Annotated in this window: 19 protein-coding genes; 7 read left to right on the top strand and 12 right to left on the bottom strand. The window is 62.9% G+C overall.

Annotation, left to right across the window (positions count from 1 at the left end):
• Positions 1-85: 85 nt before the first annotated feature.
• The 5 genes from ASG39_RS21430 to ASG39_RS21450 are packed head-to-tail and all read left to right on the top strand — an operon-like array spanning position 86 to position 4,569.
• Positions 86-1,183 (top strand): Gfo/Idh/MocA family oxidoreductase, encoded by a 1,098-nt coding sequence (locus ASG39_RS21430; RefSeq protein WP_062596967.1) that lies wholly within the window; start codon positions 86-88, stop codon positions 1,181-1,183.
• Between the two features lies 1 nt (position 1,184).
• Positions 1,185-1,634, top strand: coding sequence for a MaoC/PaaZ C-terminal domain-containing protein (locus ASG39_RS21435; RefSeq protein ID WP_062596968.1), 450 nt, complete (start codon positions 1,185-1,187; stop codon positions 1,632-1,634).
• Positions 1,635-1,643: 9 nt separating this feature from the next.
• Positions 1,644-2,378, top strand: coding sequence for an SDR family oxidoreductase (locus ASG39_RS21440; RefSeq protein WP_062596969.1), 735 nt, complete (start codon positions 1,644-1,646; stop codon positions 2,376-2,378).
• Between the two features lie 40 nt (positions 2,379-2,418).
• Complete coding sequence (locus ASG39_RS21445; RefSeq protein ID WP_062596970.1) at positions 2,419-3,264, top strand: fumarylacetoacetate hydrolase family protein; 846 nt, start codon at positions 2,419-2,421, stop codon at positions 3,262-3,264.
• Positions 3,265-3,291: 27 nt separating this feature from the next.
• Positions 3,292-4,569 carry an L-fuconate dehydratase gene (locus tag ASG39_RS21450; protein WP_062596971.1) on the top strand — a complete coding sequence of 426 codons (1,278 nt, stop codon included), beginning with the start codon at positions 3,292-3,294 and terminating at the stop codon, positions 4,567-4,569.
• Here the strand turns inward: ASG39_RS21450 and ASG39_RS23510 are convergent.
• Together ASG39_RS23510 and ASG39_RS21455 are read right to left on the bottom strand one after the other, a co-directional pair.
• Positions 4,559-5,053: a DUF4336 domain-containing protein gene (locus ASG39_RS23510; RefSeq protein ID WP_347360169.1), complete on the bottom strand. Its 495-nt coding sequence runs from the start codon at positions 5,051-5,053 to the stop codon at positions 4,559-4,561. The genes ASG39_RS21450 and ASG39_RS23510 overlap by 11 nt on opposite strands.
• Before the next feature lie 38 nt (positions 5,054-5,091).
• Positions 5,092-6,759, bottom strand: coding sequence for a methyl-accepting chemotaxis protein (locus tag ASG39_RS21455; protein ID WP_082477412.1), 1,668 nt, complete (start codon positions 6,757-6,759; stop codon positions 5,092-5,094).
• A gap of 839 nt (positions 6,760-7,598) precedes the next feature.
• Between ASG39_RS21455 and ASG39_RS21460 the strand changes: the two genes are divergently transcribed.
• Positions 7,599-8,375 carry a FadR/GntR family transcriptional regulator gene (locus ASG39_RS21460; RefSeq protein WP_132536918.1) on the top strand — a complete coding sequence of 259 codons (777 nt, stop codon included), beginning with the start codon at positions 7,599-7,601 and terminating at the stop codon, positions 8,373-8,375.
• Between the two features lie 44 nt (positions 8,376-8,419).
• Positions 8,420-9,568 carry a galactonate dehydratase gene (gene dgoD / locus ASG39_RS21465; protein WP_062596973.1) on the top strand — a complete coding sequence of 383 codons (1,149 nt, stop codon included), beginning with the start codon at positions 8,420-8,422 and terminating at the stop codon, positions 9,566-9,568.
• Between the two features lie 143 nt (positions 9,569-9,711).
• Here the strand turns inward: dgoD and ASG39_RS21470 are convergent, their stop codons facing one another.
• The 10 genes from ASG39_RS21470 to ASG39_RS21505 all read right to left on the bottom strand — a co-directional run bounded on the left by ASG39_RS21470 (position 9,712) and on the right by ASG39_RS21505 (position 16,594).
• The gene (locus ASG39_RS21470) at positions 9,712-10,155 is read right to left on the bottom strand and encodes a flavin reductase (protein ID WP_244481301.1); all 444 of its coding nucleotides are present in this window, start codon (positions 10,153-10,155) and stop codon (positions 9,712-9,714) included.
• A 77-nt stretch (positions 10,156-10,232) separates the two neighbouring features.
• The gene (rutD, locus tag ASG39_RS21475; protein WP_062596975.1) at positions 10,233-11,033 is read right to left on the bottom strand and encodes a pyrimidine utilization protein D; all 801 of its coding nucleotides are present in this window, start codon (positions 11,031-11,033) and stop codon (positions 10,233-10,235) included.
• Positions 11,034-11,107: 74 nt separating this feature from the next.
• Positions 11,108-11,491, bottom strand: a complete 384-nt coding sequence (gene rutC, locus ASG39_RS21480) for a pyrimidine utilization protein C (RefSeq protein WP_062596976.1) — start codon at positions 11,489-11,491, stop codon at positions 11,108-11,110.
• Between the two features lie 42 nt (positions 11,492-11,533).
• Positions 11,534-12,274: a pyrimidine utilization protein B gene (gene rutB / locus ASG39_RS21485; RefSeq protein WP_062596977.1), complete on the bottom strand. Its 741-nt coding sequence runs from the start codon at positions 12,272-12,274 to the stop codon at positions 11,534-11,536.
• A complete protein-coding gene (gene rutA, locus ASG39_RS21490) occupies positions 12,271-13,365 on the bottom strand; it encodes a pyrimidine utilization protein A (RefSeq protein ID WP_062596978.1) in 1,095 nt (364 codons plus the stop codon). Before rutA ends, rutB begins: the two co-directional genes overlap by 4 nt.
• A gap of 502 nt (positions 13,366-13,867) precedes the next feature.
• Positions 13,868-13,993: a hypothetical protein gene (locus tag ASG39_RS24725; protein WP_277995980.1), complete on the bottom strand. Its 126-nt coding sequence runs from the start codon at positions 13,991-13,993 to the stop codon at positions 13,868-13,870.
• A gap of 35 nt (positions 13,994-14,028) precedes the next feature.
• The gene (locus ASG39_RS24730; RefSeq protein ID WP_277995981.1) at positions 14,029-14,157 is read right to left on the bottom strand and encodes a hypothetical protein; all 129 of its coding nucleotides are present in this window, start codon (positions 14,155-14,157) and stop codon (positions 14,029-14,031) included.
• A gap of 166 nt (positions 14,158-14,323) precedes the next feature.
• On the bottom strand, positions 14,324-15,310 hold the full coding sequence (rsgA, locus tag ASG39_RS21495; RefSeq protein ID WP_156468238.1) for a ribosome small subunit-dependent GTPase A: 987 nt from the start codon (positions 15,308-15,310) through the stop codon (positions 14,324-14,326).
• A 234-nt stretch (positions 15,311-15,544) separates the two neighbouring features.
• Positions 15,545-15,838 carry a hypothetical protein gene (locus ASG39_RS21500; protein ID WP_062596980.1) on the bottom strand — a complete coding sequence of 98 codons (294 nt, stop codon included), beginning with the start codon at positions 15,836-15,838 and terminating at the stop codon, positions 15,545-15,547.
• Between the two features lie 375 nt (positions 15,839-16,213).
• Positions 16,214-16,594, bottom strand: a complete 381-nt coding sequence (locus ASG39_RS21505) for a DUF6481 family protein (RefSeq protein ID WP_062596981.1) — start codon at positions 16,592-16,594, stop codon at positions 16,214-16,216.
• Positions 16,595-16,867: the final 273 nt, after the last annotated feature.

The following is a 16,867-nucleotide window of genomic DNA, read 5'->3' on the forward strand; positions in this document are numbered from 1 at the left end:
GCATTCGGTGGAGAACGCCTCATGAAGACGCAGCCGTGCGACCCACGCATTCGCGAATGGGCAATGATGGACGAGGTCTTCCATCATGACGGATGAGGTTGAACGCAGCCCGGACTTCGATCCCGCGAGCTTGCAGCAATGGTGGCCGCAGCCGAGCCGGCCGCGTCCGATCGTCATTTTCGGCGCCGGCAGCATCGTCGGCGATGCACATTTGCCTGCTTACCGGAAGGCAGGCTTCCCCGTCGCCGGGATCTACGATCCGGACCTGGAGAAGGCCCGTGCGATGGCCGCCCGCTTTGGGGTCGAGGTCTTCGCCTCCGCCGAGGAGGCCGCCGCCGTCGAGGGCGCGATCTTCGATCTGGCGACACCGCCCGCAGCACATGCGCGCAGTCTCGCTCTGCTCCCTGAAGGCGCTTATGTCCTCATCCAGAAGCCGATGGGTGCGGATCTGAATGCTGCGACCGAGATCCTCGATCTTTGCCGGCGGCGCAAGTTGCAGGCCGCCGTGAACTTCCAGCTCCGCTTCGCGCCGATGATGCTGGCGCTGCGCGATGCCATCCAGTCTGGATGGCTCGGCGAGGTCGTCGATTTCGATGCGCATCTCGCGCTCGCAACGCCATGGGGCCTGTGGCCGTTTCTCAAAGGCCTGCCACGCATCGAGATCGCCATGCATTCGATCCACTATCTCGATCTCATCCGCGGTCTGCTCGGCGATCCCCAAGGCATTCACGCAAAGACCATCGGCCATCCCAACCACGATGTCGCGCAGACGCGCACGAGCGCGATCCTCGACTATGGCGACCACGTGCGCTGCGCCCTGTCGATCAATCACGACCAGGATTTCGGACGGACGTTTCAGGCCAGCGAATTCCGCATCTGCGGCACCAACGGTGCGGCCTATGTGAAGCTCGGGGTCAATCTCGACTATCCCAGGGGCGAGCCGGACGAACTCTGGATCTTTCCCGCCGGCGGTGATGGCTGGGTCGAGATCCCGCTTGAAGGCACCTGGTTTCCCGACGCCTTCATCGGCCGGATGGCGAATTTGCAGCGCTTCGCGCTCGGCGAGGACGAGACGCTGGTCGGCGCGGTGGACGACGCCTGGCGGACCATGGCACTGGTGGACGCCGCCTATCAATCGAGCGCACAGCCGGCGACGCCCGTACGTCCGCTGCCGGAGGCCTGAGATGATCGAGCAGACGCTGTATTTCGAAGATTACGACCTCGGCCACGCCCGGCTGACGACGGGGCGGACCATCACCGAGACGGATTTCGTCGTGCATGCCGGCCATACCGGCGATTTCTTTCCGCATCACATGGACAGCGAATTCGCAAAGACGCTGCCCGGCGGACAGCGGATCGCGCATGGCACGATGATCTTCTCGATCGGCATCGGAATGACGGCATCGCTCATCAATCCGGTCGCCTTTTCCTACGGTTACGATAGGTTGAGGTTCGTGCGCCCGGTGCATATCGGCGATACGATCAGGACCCGGGTGACGATCTGCGCCAAGGAGGACGATCCCAAGCGGGCGGACAGGGGCCGGGTCATCGAACGCTGCGAGGTGCTGAACCAGCGCAACGAGGTGGTGCTGGCCGCAGACCATATTCTGCTCGTCGAACGAAAACAGAAGTAGGAGAAACCCATGACGACGACAATGACGGGCAGGACGGTGTTGATCACCGCCGCGGCCCAGGGGATCGGCCGGGCGACGGCTCTCGCTTTCGCCAAGGCGGGCGCGACCGTTCACGCGACCGACATCAACCTCGACATCCTGTCCGAAATCGCCAATGAGCCGGGCATCCTCACGCACAAGCTCGACGTCCTCGACGAAGCCGCGGTCAAGGCGATCGTCGCCGAGATCGGTGCCGTGGACGTGCTCTTCAATTGCGCCGGCGTCGTTCACTCCGGCTCGATCCTCGATATGCCGGACAAGGATCTCGACTTCGCCTTCGACCTCAACGTCAAGGCGATGATCCGCACCATCCGGGCGGTCCTGCCGGCCATGATGGAGCGCAAGGACGGCGCCATCATCAACATGGCCTCCGTCGCCTCCAGCATCAAGGGCGTGCCGAACCGCTTCGCCTATGGCACGACGAAGGCCGCCGTCATCGGCCTCACCAAGGCGGTTGCCGCCGATTACGTCTCGGCCGGCATCCGGTGCAATGCGATCTGCCCGGGCACGGTCGAAAGCCCCTCGCTCGAAGGACGCATGCGCGCCCAGGGCGACTACGAGACGGCGCGCGCCGCCTTCATCGCCCGCCAGCCGATGGGCCGGCTCGGCACGGCGGAGGAGATCGCCGATCTCGCCGTCTATCTCGCCGGCGCCACCTATACGACCGGCCAGGCCTATGCCATCGACGGTGGCTGGTCGATCTGACCGCCCGCCCGCCCTTTCAAAGAACTGCAAGGATAATTCCATGAAATTCGTTCGTTACGGTGCCGAGGGCGCCGAGAAGCCCGGCCTGATCGACGCAGCCGGCGCCATTCGCGACCTCTCAGGTCATATCTCCGATCTCTCCGGCGCCGCCATCGATCCCGATGCGCTGGCGAAACTTTCCTCGGTCGATCCGGCATCGCTGCCGCTGGTCTCTGCCGACGAGCGGCTCGGCGCCTGCGTGGCCGGCACGGGCAAGTTCATCTGCATCGGCCTCAACTATTCCGACCACGCCGCCGAAACCGGCGCGACCGTGCCGCCCGAGCCGATCATCTTCATGAAGGCGACCTCGGCGATCTCAGGCCCGAACGACGATCTCCTCATCCCGCGCGGCTCGGAGAAGACCGACTGGGAGGTCGAACTCGGCATCGTCATCGGCCGCAAGGCGAAATATGTGAGCGAGGCGGAAGCGCTCGACTATGTCGCGGGCTATTGCACGATCCACGATGTCAGCGAGCGCGCCTTCCAGACGGAACGCTCGGGCCAGTGGACCAAGGGCAAGTCCTGCGACACGTTCGGGCCGACCGGGCCCTGGCTGGTGACGAAGGACGAGGTTCCCGATCCGCAGGATCTGCGCCTCTGGCTGACGGTCAACGGCGAGACGATGCAGGACGGCACGACGAAGACCATGGTCTACGGCGCGGCCTATCTCGTGTCCTATCTTTCGCAGTTCATGTCGCTGCAACCGGGCGATATCATCTCGACGGGCACGCCGCCCGGCGTCGGCATGGGCATGAAGCCGCCGCGCTACCTCAAGCCCGGCGACGTGATCGAACTGGGGATCGACGGTCTCGGTTCGCAGCGCCAGACCGCCCGCGCCGACGCCTGATCTCCCTCAACCCTCTCCGGAGCCCCCATGACCCGCATTACAGACCTGCGCGTGTTCGACCTGCGCTTTCCGACGTCCCAGAGCCTCGACGGCTCGGATGCCATGAATCCCGATCCGGATTACTCGGCAGCCTATGTCATTCTCGACACGGACACGCCCGGTCTCTCGGGTCATGGCCTGACCTTCACCATCGGCCGCGGCAACGAGATCTGCTGCATGGCCATCCAGGCGATGCGGCATCTCGTCGTGGGCACCGAGCTTTCCAAGGTTCTGGAAAACCCCGGCCGCTACTGGCGGCATCTGACGAGCGACAGCCAGTTGCGCTGGATCGGGCCTGAGAAAGGCGCAATGCACCTGGCAACCGGCGCGGTCGTCAATGCCGTCTGGGACCTGCTCGCCAAGCAAGCCGGCAAGCCGGTGTGGCAGATGGTCGGCGAGATGTCGCCCGAAGAGATCGCCGACATCGTCGATTACCGCTATCTCACCGACGTGCTGACCCGCGACGAGGCGATCGGCATCCTCACGCGCGCCGAGCCCGGCAAGGCCGAGCGCATGGCCGTGCTGCGGAAGGAAGGCTACACCTGCTACACGACGTCGGCCGGCTGGCTCGGCTATGACGACGACAAGCTGCGCCGGCTCTGCCAGGAGGCGATCGATGCGGGGTTCAACCACGTCAAGATGAAGGTGGGCCGCGATCTCGAGGACGATATCCGTCGCCTGACGATCGCGCGTGAGGTGATCGGCCCCGATCGCTATCTGATGATCGACGCCAACCAGGTCTGGGAGGTCGGCGAGGCGATCGACTGGGTCAAACAACTCGCCTTCTGCAAACCCTTCTTCATCGAGGAGCCGACGAGCCCCGACGATGTTGCCGGCCACCGCAAGATCCGGCAGGCGATCGCGCCGGTCAAGGTCGCAACCGGCGAGATGTGCCAGAACCGCATCATGTTCAAGCAGTTCATCGCCGAGGGCGCGATCGACATCGTGCAGATCGACAGCTGCCGCATGGGCGGGCTGAACGAGGTTCTCGCCGTCCTGCTCGTCGCCGCGAAATACGAGCTGCCGGTCTGGCCGCATGCCGGCGGCGTCGGGCTGTGCGAATATGTCCAGCATCTCTCGATGATCGACTATATCGCCGTGTCCGGCACGAAGACCGACCGCGTCATCGAATATGTCGATCATCTGCACGAGCATTTCCTCGAGCCCTGCGTGATCGAAAACGCCGCCTACATGCCCCCGACCCAGCCGGGATTCTCCATCGAGATGAAGGCGCAGTCGATCGCGGATTATACGTTCAAGGGCTGATCGAGGGCTCTGCTTCTCGTGAGTTTCCGAAGCCGGGCTGTTCGCAGCCCGGCTTTTTCGTGCGCGGAAGGAACGCCGCGTACGGGCGGTGGAAGAAGCACATTTCATAGAAGCCACCGCCATCGACGACGATCCGTTCGATGTCATCGTGCCAGGTCGTGGCGCCGGGGACGTAGGTCTGCCATTCCCCAAGAAAGGTCCGATGTGCACTGTTCGGCGCGACGAAATGGCGGATCGGTCCGAGCTCTTCCCGTTGCCGGAGAAGCATGGCGAAAAACCGGGTCGGCGAATGCACCCAGAGCCCACCGTCTGCCAATCGAGCGATCGTCATCCGCACCGGCAGGGGAAGAATGCCCATGGCCATCATCGGGCCGCTGTCGACGATCCAGACATTCGCGGCGACCTGCTTCGGTCGGTCGAGCGGTGGATCGGTGTTCTGTCTGGGTGGCATGGCGCGATCCTCTGTTCGCGCCACAACCGCCATTACGCCGGCGGGGTCCCTCCGGGCGTGATGTCCGGCCGTCAGGCGACGCGGCGCAGTCGCGGTTCGCTATAGGTGAAGGCTGCGAGAAGCTGGCGAAGCGCCGTCGTCTGCGCCGCCAGTTCCACGCTTGCAGCCGTGCTCTCTTCCGCCATGGCGGCATTCTGTTGCGTCGCCTGGTCCATGGCGTTGACCGCGATGTTGATCTCGCGAAGGCCGACCGCCTGCTCCCGACCCGCCTGGACGATCGCTGTAATGTTGACGTCGATCAGGCCGACCTTGCTGACGATGTCCTCCAGCGCGCGCCCGGTCTGGCCGACCAGATCGACGCCGTTGCGCACGATGCCGTTCGAAGCGGCGATCAGGGCGCCGATCTCCTTGGCTGCCTGCGCCGAACGTTGCGCCAGTTCGCGAACTTCCTGCGCCACGACGGCGAACCCTCGGCCCGCCTCGCCGGCACGTGCGGCTTCGATGCCGGCGTTGAGTGCGAGCAGGTTCGTCTGGAACGCGATCTCGTCGATGACGCCGATGATGCTCGTGATCGATTGCGACGAAGAGGCGATTTCGGCCATGGCGGAGACGGCGCGCTCGACCACGGCGCCGGAACGCTCGGCGCCGCTGCGCGTCTGGTTGACGAGGCTGCCGGCTTCCTGCGCACGGGCGCTCGTGTCGTTGACGGTGGTGGTGATCTCTTCGAGTGCTGCGGCCGTCTCTTCGAGGCTTGCCGCATTTTGTTCGGTACGGCGCGACAGGCTGCCGGCGTTCTGGCTGATCTCGTTCGATCCGTCTGCGATGGCAGCGACGCTGATGCCGATATTCTCCATCGTGCTGCGCAACTGCGCCATCGTCGCATTGAAGTGATGGCGGAGGTCCTCCATCGAGGGGACGAACGACCTGTCCAGCGTGTGGGTCAGGTCGCCATCGGACATGGCCTTCATCGCGCTGCCGATCTCGGCGATGGCGCTCATGCGCTCGGTCACGTCGGTCGCGAACTTGACGACCTTGCAGACCTTACCGCGGGAATCCAGAATCGGATTGTAAGCGGCTTGAATCCAGATTTCCTTGCCACCCTTGCCGATACGCACGAATTCGTTCGCGATGAACTCTCCGCCGGCCAGCCTGGTCCAGAAGCTCTTATATTCCGGCGTGGAGACATGATCCTTTCGGCAGAACATGCTGTGGTGCCGTCCGGCGATCTCGCTCAGCGCGTAGCCGAGCGTCTTGCAGAAATTCTCGTTTGCCGTGATGATCTCGCCGGTCGGGTGGAATTCGATGACGGCCTGAGAGCGCGAGATGGCATCGAGCTTGCCGGCATCCTCGATGGCCTTTTCCTTCGCCGCGGTGATGTCAGCGGCGAATTTCACCACCTTGTAAGGCTTTCCGTTCTTCATCACGGGATTGTAGGTCGCCTGGATCCAGATCTCGCGACCGCCTTTGCCGATGCGCTTGTAGGCTCCGGCGTCGAAGGTGCCGCTGCCCAGCCGCTTCCAGAATGCCACGTATTCGAAGGAGGCCGTCGTCTGAGGATCGCAGAAGAGACGATGATGCTGGCCGACGATCTCCCCCATCGTATAGCCAAGCGCCCGGCAGAAATTCTCGTTCGCCCGCAGGATGTTCCCCTCAAGGTCGAATTCGATGATCGCCTGAGATTTGGAGAGCGCATCCGAGATATCGGATCCCTGTCCCGCGGCCTGGTTCAATCCAAACATGTGCCCCACTCGTTTCTCAAAGGTTCGTCACTCTGTCGACGCGAAGCTCCCGCGCGCCGCAGACCGTCGCCGATTTCAGTTGCTGCCGTTCGAAGAATGAAACCCCATGGACGACCGCCGTCCCTGAGTGATCTGCAGAGACCGTCGCGGTCGGTCAGTCGGGATATGCCAAGCAATGTCTCGAAACGCGAGGCCCGCGCCAATGGCGGGTCTGACCGCAGCAGGCGCTGCGGCGTCACGCAAAAGACGTGACATGTTCAACATCCCCAAACCTCAAAGTTGCCGTTCAACCAAGCCCCCTCGGTCAATCGTAAGTTTGCGCTTAATTGTCTAATGGGCCGTTAACTGTCGAGCCCCCTTTCCTTGCATGTGTCGCGCTTTTCTATCTGAAGTTATTATCATCCTGTAAAATCATCATAGACGAGCCATTCGTGGACGCACGCCTCCCGGCGTTTGGACGATGATGTGCAATCGCGGCGCCTTCGTGCCGATCCAGGCGTGTGTTACCCTCATCGACATTCCACCACGTTTCTTTAAGAAATACCTTATATATACGACTGTCCGTCCAGAGGGACGTCTTTTCCGCGCGGCCGGCGGCTCGGTCACCATCGACGGATGCGTTTTAACGCAGGTTTGGCCCGCAAGCTGCGGCTGGCAGGCATGACGGCCGTCCCAGACACACTGTCGATATCATCATATTCATAAATCGTCTTGTATGATGATTGGATATCTGCTGTTATCGTCGCCAAGCGCGGTGATCGGCGAACGCAGACCCCCGCGTCGTGAAGCAGACTTGCCGCGGTGCGGCGGGATCGGATCGAACCCAGTTGGAGGCGTTGATGAGAAGACCGCGGGATCGTGTCGTATTTCTGACGGAGACGCCCAGCAGCGACGCCGCGGTCAAGCGTCCGCGCGTGCAGAAGAACGTGACGCGGTCTCTGGCCACCGATATCTGCAACGATCTCTTTCCGCCCAACGGCATGTTGCCGACGGAAGGCGAGCTTTGTATCCGCTACGGTGTCAGCCGCACGGTGATCCGGGAATCGCTCAAGATTCTCGAATCCAAGGGTATGGTGCGCGGGCGCTCGCGCATCGGCACCCAGATCTGCCCGCGTGAGGACTGGAACCTCCTCGACCGGCAGGTGCTGGAATGGATCGGCCCCCGAATCTTCGATCTCGATCTTCTCCAGAGCATCCTCGACGCGCGCCGCGCGACGGAGCCCTATGCCGCGGAACTGGCTGCCGAGCGCGCGACCGTGCAGGAGATCGCGGACATCGAGAGCGCGTGGCAGCGCATGAAAGAGGCCGAAGGTGATGTCGAAGCCTTTACGGCGGCCGATGTCGCGTTTCACACCAATCTGATGAAGGCGAGCCACAACCAGGTCTTCATGCAACTGTCGAGCATCATCCAGGCCGCGCTCGAATTTTCCCTTCACGCCTCCAACGAGGCTGTCGATGCCAGGGACGAGGCGGTGGAGATCCATCGCGCCTTGATCGAAGCCTTGAGGGTGCGGGACAAGGCCGCCGCTCGGGCCTCGTCGTTGCAGATGCTGGATCTTGCGGCTCGCGATCTCGCAACCGCACTGCGAAAACATCCGCGCCATCCCTCGTCCTGAAACCGACCCCGTCACCGTCAAACGCCAACCTAGAGACAACCCTCATGAAAATCACGAAACTGACCACCTACATCGTGCCGCCGCGGTGGATGTTCCTCAAGATCGAGACCGACGAGGGCATCACGGGCTGGGGCGAGCCCGTGGTCGAGGGCCGGGCGCTGACCGTGCAGGCGGCCGTCCACGAGCTTGAAGACTACCTGATCGGCAAGGACCCGTTCCTGATCGAGGACCACTGGAACGTGATGTATCGCGGCGGCTTCTACCGCGGCGGCGCGATCCACATGAGCGCCATCGCCGGCATCGACCAGGCGCTGTGGGACATCAAGGGCAAGGCGCTCGGCCAGCCGATCCACTCGCTGCTGGGCGGCCAGGTCCGCGACAAGATCAAGGTCTATTCCTGGATCGGCGGCGATCGTCCGAGCGATGTCGCGAACAATGCCCGTGAGGTCGTCGCACGCGGCTTCAAGGCCATCAAGCTGAACGGCTGCGAGGAAATGCAGATCGTCGATAGCTGGGACAAGGTCGAGCGTGCCGTCGAGACGATCGCCATCATCCGCGAGGCGATCGGTCCGCATATCGGCATCGGCGTCGATTTCCACGGCCGCGTGCACCGGCCGATGGCCAAGGTGTTGGCAAAGGAGCTGCAGCCCTACAATCTGATGTTCATCGAAGAGCCCGTGCTTTCGGAAAACCGCGAGGCGCTGAAGGAAATCGCCAATCATTGCTCGACGCCGATCGCGCTCGGAGAGCGGCTCTATTCGCGCTGGGATTTCAAGCAGGTGCTCTCCGACGGCTATGTCGATATTCTCCAGCCGGATCTGTCGCATGCCGGCGGCATCACGGAATGCCGCAAGATCGCCGCGATGGCCGAAGCCTATGATGTGGCGCTGGCGCCGCATTGCCCGCTCGGACCCATCGCGCTGGCCGCCTGCCTGCAGGTCGATGCCGTCAGCTACAACGCATTCATCCAGGAGCAGAGCCTCGGCATCCACTACAACAAGGGCAACGATATCCTCGACTACATCTCCAACAAGGAGGTCTTCCACTACGAGGACGGCTTCGTTTCCATTCCGCAGGGACCGGGCCTCGGCATCGAAGTGGACGAGGACTATGTGATCGCCCGCGCCGCCGAGGGTCACCGCTGGCGCAACCCGCTGTGGCGTCATTCCGACGGCAGCGTTGCCGAATGGTAGGCGTCCGATCGCTCTAGTTCTTTCTTGTGAAAGCATTGTGCGACACCGAAGCGATCCCGCTTCGGCCGAAAATGCTTCATTGGCCTTCTAGACATCAAAAGCATCCCGACCGCCGGTGCCCCAGGGGTATCGGCGGTCGGCGTCTACACCGCGTGATAGGCGCGGTCGAAGTAGAACAGCGCCTTGCCCTCCGCGCGGGACGCGGTGGAGACCACGCGGCAGAACAGAACGTCGTGCGTGCCCTGCGCGACCGTACTTTCGATCACGCAGTCGAAGGAGACGAGCGCGTCGTCCAGTGCCGGGGCGCCCGTTGAGAGGACAGACCAGTCGGCGGCCGCGAAGCGCTCATCCGCCGGGGTCTTTCCCCCGAAGAGCTGCGACAGCGCCTGATGCCCGGCGGTCAGCGTGTTGACGCAGAGCACCTTGTTGGACGTTACGGCGCCGTAGACCGAGGCCGAGCGGTTGAGGCAGACGAGGAGGGTCGGCGGGTCGTCGGTGACGCTGCAGACGGCGGACGCCGCAAAGCCTGTCCGTCCGCCCGGGCCATCCGTGGTGATGATGTTGACCGCGGCGCCAAGCTTCGCCATCGCGCCGCGGAAAGCCGCACGCCGTGCATCGCTGTCTGTGATCTCCGCAAGATCCGTTCGAATGGAAGCGGCAATATTCATGAAGCGTTGACCTTCGTGTGGTTCGAACCCGTGAGAAACCGCTGCAGCCGGAGATTGAAGAGGCTGGGATCGACCACGTTGACGGCATGGCCGCCGTGATCGACGAGATCCAGTGCGGCATTCGGTAGCCCATCTGCCAGCCTTTGCGAGCGTGTCCAGGGAACGAGAAGATCGTCCTTGGTCGCGATCACCAGCGTCTCGTGGGGGATGTCGGAAAGCCTGGCATCGACGTCGAACGCGCGGAGCGCGGCGATGCGGCGCAGGACGTTCGTTTTGCCTTGAAAATGCGCGATACCATGCGCTTCGTCCGCCGCAATCCGGTCGGCATGTTCCGCCATCCAGACCGCTGGGTAGAGAAACAGCGGCTGCGCCTTGACGAAGGCGGGCACGCCGGATTTTTCCAGAAGTTCGATGCGGATGTCGAAGCAGCGGCCCGAATGCGGATCGGCCTTGCTCCAGGCATTGATGAGCACCAGACGGCCGACGCGGCCCGGTTGGCGCAGCGCGAGATCGAGACCGATGAGCCCGCCCAGCGCGTGACCGACGAAATCGACCTGGTCGATCTCCAGCCTATCGAGAAGATCCAGCACGTCATCCGCCATCGCCGCGATGCCGCCGGTCTCCGGCACTTCGCCGCCCGTTCGCCCCGTGCCGCGATGATCATAGGTCACTATGCGGAAATCATCCGCCAATGCCGGAATCTGCTCCGCCCAATAGGTGCCAGACCCGCCGAGGCCGGAGGACAGCAGGAGGGTGCGGGCGGCCGGATCCGTCCGGCCGTGGAGTTCGAAATGCATGTCCTGGCCCTTCCAGAGCGTTTCTGCTTGTCCTCGAACCGCGAAAACGCGTCGCACGTTTTCTGGGCGTGCCGTCAACGGATATGGGCGATGGTCGCGATCTCGATCAGCGCGTCGGGCTTGACGAGGCCGCACTGGATGCAGAACCGGGCCGGCTTGTCGCCCGGGAAGTATTCGGCATAGACGGCATTCACGGCCTGATAGTTCGCCCAATCGGTGAGGAAGATGTGGTTCATGGTCACGTCGTCCATCGTGCCGCCGGCGGTCTCGATCACCGACTTGATGGTTTCGAGCACATGGCGCGTTTGCGCGCCGGCGTCGCCGATGTGGACCACGTCGTTGTTCTTGTCGAAGGGCAGGGTGCCCGAGACATAGACGACGCCATCCGCAAGGGTGCCTGGCGAAAACGGGGCGATCGGCTTGTGCGTGCCTTCCGGGACGATGATGGACTTCGGCATGGTGTCTCCTTGAACGGACGTTGTGTATTGTGGTTTCCGGGTTCAGATCTTGTCGGGTGCGACCTGCGAGATCGCGCCGCAGAAATCGTTGACGGTCGATACCCAGCCGAAAAACTTTTCGACATTGTAGACCGTGGCCTGCTGGATGAAATCCGGGCCGAGATGATGCGTCGCATCCTCCAGCATGATCCCGAAATATTCGAGATGGAAGGCATCGCGCAGCGAGCTTTCCACGCAGACATTGGTGGCGATGCCGACGAAGACGAGATTGCGAATGCCGCGCGCACGCAACACGCTGTCCATATTGGTGTTGAAAAACCCGCTATAGCGCGTCTTCGGCACGAGGATATCGCCCGGCTGGGGCTGCAGCTCGTCCACGATCGCATAATCCCAGGTGCCCTTGGCGAGGAGCTGCCCCTGCAATTCCGGGCGCGCGCGCATCGTCTTCAGCGCATTCGACTTGTGCCAGTTCGGTGAACCCGGGCCGCCGGCCTCCACATAATCCTTGTCCCAGCCGTTCTGAAAATAGACGACGAGCACGCCGGCCGCGCGGGCCGCATCCAGCGTCTTCTTGATGTTGGCGATCGTGCCCTTGGCGCCGGCGATGTCGAAGCCGGCGAGATCGACATAGCCGCCCTCGGTCGAGTAGGCGTTCTGCATATCCACGACCACCACGGCCGTTTCGTTCGGCTTCAGGCTGATCGGCTCTGGCCGCGCCGGCAGGGTCACGCTCTGCACGTGGCGGCGAGGCAACTGGTAGCCGGCGGTGACGGTGTCGCTCATTGTGCGGCCTCCAGTGTCATCGTGCGCACATGTTGGCGGCAGGCCATCAGCGGCTGGATGCGCGTTCCGAAATCCTCGACGCCCTTGAGGAAGTCGTCGAAGGTGAGCAGCACGCCGCCCGTGCCGGGAACCGTCGGCACCTCGTCGAGAAGGCGGGCCACCGTTTCGAAGGAGCCGACCAGCGTTCCCATGTTGATGTTCACGGCCGAGACCGGATCGGCCATCTGGCGGACGTTGGTGTCCGTGCCGGAGCGCGTATCGGCAGCGCCCTGGATGCCGAGCCACTGGATTGCCTCCTGATCGGCGCCGGCCTTGTAGTGTTCCCACTTGGCGCGGGCGGCCTCGTCGGTCTCGTCGGCGATGATCATGAAGAGGACGAAGGACGAGACCTCCCGGCCTGTCTTTTCCGTCGCGGCGATCAACCGTTCGGCGGCGGGCGCAAAGGCCTTGGGCGTGTTGACGCCGACGCCGAAGCAGAAATTGTAATCGGCATACTGCGCCGAGAAATCCATTCCGGCCGTGGACGAGCCGGCGCAGATGATCTTCATGTCGGCCTGGGGGCGGGGAGACAGGCGGCAATCCTCCATCTGGAAGAACTCGCCCTTGAGGTCGCTCGTTCCGGTTTCCCACAGATCGCGCAGGACGGTCGCGTATTCGGCCAGATATTCATACCGCTTCGAAAAATACTCGTCGCCCGGCCACAGTCCCATCTGGGAATATTCCGGACGCTGCCAGCCCGTGACGAGGTTGAGGCCGAAGCGGCCATGGGAAATGCTGTCGATGGTGGAGGCCATGCGCGCCACGATGGCCGGCGGCATGACGAGGCTGGCGGCCGTCGCAAACAGCTTGATGCGCGTGGTGACGGCGGCAAGGCCCGCCATCAGCGTGAAGGATTCCAGATTGTGGTCCCAGAACTCGGTCTTGCCGCCGAAGCCGCGCAGCTTGATCATGGAGAGCACGAAATCGAGACCGTATTTCTCGGCCTTCAGCGTGATTTCCTTGTTCAGCTCGAAGGTGGGCTTGTACTGCGGAGCATTCTCCGAGAGCAGCCAGCCATTGTTGCCGATCGGGATGAAGATGCCAATTTCCAAGGTGCGATCCTCTCGTTGTCCGCCTGAATCCGGCCTCTGGGCTCGGTTTCCGCGACAAACCTGCACCGAAAAAAACGAAGGCACCAGCGATAAATTTATCAAAAGGTAAAATTTTTATCGTCCGGTAAAATTATGCGTAACCTGTTGGCAGCGTGCTGAAAATTTGACCTGCACACGCATAAACCATGGGCAATTCTGCCTCTCGCAGAGGACCATCGGCGCTTCAGGAGACGCGGTCTACAGGCCGCTCAGAGCACGGTTCGCAAAGATCGAGGCCAGCAAGGGCCATTCGGAAATTTCGTCGAGGGGAGTGTGCCACGTCGTTCCGGCTTCAAGCACAGAGGTGGCGTGCGGTGCGCAGCGGGCCCGTCTTGCGGTCCCAGCGCTCTGCGGGGAGGGGATCCGGCAGCGTCGCCATGCAGCGGCCGTCGCGTTGGTGATCCGTCAGAGATCGGGTGACCGTGCCGCTGCGCCTGGCGCATCCGGCACGGTCGTCAGCGTATTAGCCCTTCTTGCCCGAAGTGGCGGCCTTGACCTGCGAACCCAGCGTCGGTGCAGGGGCTGCGGCTGCCTTGTCCTTCTTGGGCTTGCGGGTTTCCTTGTTGCCGCGAACTTGACCTTTGGCCATGGTGTCCTCCGAAAGTGATTGGGGCTTCGGCTGGCTTACCAGACAAAGCCCATGAGCGTGCAGTAGGTGATGAAGATCAGCGACAGAGCGGGCGTTACCTTCACGAGGAAGAGCGCCGTCTGGGATGTGACAGTCGGAACGAATGCGGTCGACGTGGAAGACATGATGTCCCCCTTAGCTTGGGGCCAGGGTGTCATCACCCCGAAGCGGCAGCGCCCGCATCATATGCTGCCGAAGGCATCATCTTGCGCCTAAATCGGTGACTTGGCAATGGGTTGCGCGGTCAGGAGGGCCTGACGGGACGGGCTTCCCGGGTGTTTCCGCCGTGCGTCAGTACTTCTTCTTCCGGAAGATCTTGTTGCCCTTCGGCCCGGTCGAAACAGGCGTCTTTTCGCGATTTTCGGCAAGGAGCCCGCGCCAGCGTTCCAGGCGCCCGGCGTCCAGCGTGCCCGCGGCAATGGCAGCCTGCACGGCACAGCCCGGCTCGTGCTGGTGGGTGCAATCGCGGAAACGGCACAGCGGTGCGAGCTCGATGATCTCCGCAAACAGCGTATCGATGCCATCCGTGACGTCGCTGACGTAGAGCGTCCGGATGCCGGGTGTGTCGATCACCCATCCGCCGCCGGCAATCGGATGAAGAGAGCGGGCGGTCGTGGTATGGCGGCCTTTCGCATCGTGCTGGCGGATTTCGCCGGTCCTCTGCTGGGCCTCGACCCCGGAACCGGCCAGCGTGTTCACGAGCGTCGATTTGCCGACGCCCGAGGAGCCGACGAGGGCGACGGTTTCGCCCGGGCCACACCAGGGCGAGAGCTTCTCCAGGGCATCCGGCGAGCGGGCATTGAGGACCACGACCGGAAGCTCTCGCTGCAGCGCGCGCGCCTGCATCTCGAAGGTCGCGGCATCCTCTACGGTATCGGCCTTCGTCAGCACGATCACGGGTCGGGTTCCCGCCTGGTTCGCCATGATGAGGTAGCGTTCGAGCCGCGCGGGGTTGAAATCCGCATTGCAGGACGTGACGATAAAGAGCGTATCGACATTGGCGGCGGCAAGCTGCTGTCCGTGGCTCCCCTCGGTCCGGCGCTGCAGCACGGTCTTGCGCTCCAGCCGCCGCACGAAATCGCCGGTCAGCGGCGACGAGAGCACCCAGTCTCCAACGGCGAAATCGGCCGTGTTCGTATTCGGCGGAAGGTTGACATCGGCAGGGCCGTACGCATCGATGACATCGATGCGCGAGCGATGAACCGAGGACACGCGGAGAACCCGCAGATCGATCTCGTCAGACGACAATTGTTCGGAAAACGCGTCGGACCAGCCCATCAGGCGCAGGCGGTCCGTTTCGCCGAAGGCCGTCAAAGCCGCGTCCGAACAAAGGTGAGCGATATCATGGCCGGGCCTTCGGTGCTGGTGTTCGTGAGTCCATCGGGCAGATGCACGGCCACGCCGTGCATCCCATCCCTATATGAACGACCGACGCGTGCCTGCAAGCCCTGATGTCGCAATCGACGTCGCAGTGGAGACAAGTCGAGAGGCGACGAAATGGCGAGACGCCGGTTACTTGTTCTGGAGCAACCAGATTTTGCCGGCCATCGTGATTTCATGCGGGGTTTCCAACGGCGCGCTGTCGGCCTCGATAGCGCGGAGAAGGCCCATGCCACGCAGTTCGTCGAGCGTCGTGGTCGTCACGAACTTAATCTTCTGCGGGCGTTCCTTGAACCGGTCGGTCTTCGCATAGGTGATGGTGGCGTTCTCATGCGTCCACTTCTTGGCCTCCTGCGGGAAGAGATTGCCGTCCTTGGCAAGCTTCAATCCCCGGATCTGGGTCGGCGTCAGTGTAAGAGTGGTCATGTCTGGTCCTTCAAGTGGGATATGCGCCCATCCCACATCTATGGGCCACGATCTCGCGATCTCACGGGCACGGCAGTCTGCCAGCGGTTGCCCGCCAATGGAAAGGGTAGAGCAGGCGGGCCTTGCGAAACGCCGTCGGATCTGTCGCTTGATACAGCGATTTAACGTGCTGCACCGAACGTCGGGGCTTCGGCGGGGAAGCCCGCCGGATCGTCGGTCGGGCGAGGCCCGAGCTCCGATAACCGCGATCGATCAGAGGAGATGCGGCACCTTGCCCTTGCCAATGCCGACCTTAGAGTGTTCGGCACTTGTGTTCATTCTATCAGACAACGGGATGGCGGCGACAGGCACCGCCATCGACCGATTGTCGGGCAATCAGCCCTGGCGGGCCTTGCGGGCCGCATAGCGGCGGTCGCGTTCGGCCTTGCGGGCTGCCTCGTCGGCCACGACGCGCGCAACGCGGTCGTTGACTTCCGCCTGCTTGGCTTCGGCTTCCGCGCGCTCGTTGGCTTCCGCCGCCGCAGCCGCTTCCGCCGCTTCCGCCATCAGCCGGTCGTTCTCTGCCTTCTTGAGAGCGTCACGTTCGGCGCGACGCGCCTCGCGCGCCTTTGCGGTCGCTTCGCGGGCCGCAAGCTGTGCCTGCATTTCAGGATCGGTCGGCTTGGGGGCTGCAGCAAATTTTGCGAGAAGCTGCTTCTTGGCTTCGATCGCCGTCTTCCGGCGTTCGTTGAAGCCATTGTCGTTCGGGTGTCTCAACGTGTCTTCCTTGTTCTACTTTCTCGATGGCAGCCGAGCTGCCGCGTCTTCCGTCACGGACCGGATCCGTGGCATCCCACGCTTAGCGGGTCGGCGACCTGCCGGCCCTCATGTAGCCAGCCGTCGCATCATGCCTCAAATCCGCGCCGACCGAAAGAACGTGCGTCGTCGGCGCGTGCCGGAAACGCTGCCAATCGTGATTGTCAGCCGACGCAAAAAGGCCAGGCATCCGCCTGACCTTTCATCATCTCATGCTTCCACTGCCGGTACATC

The organism is Rhizobium sp. Leaf371, from assembly GCF_001424045.1.
Taxonomy (GTDB): domain Bacteria; phylum Pseudomonadota; class Alphaproteobacteria; order Rhizobiales; family Rhizobiaceae; genus Ferranicluibacter.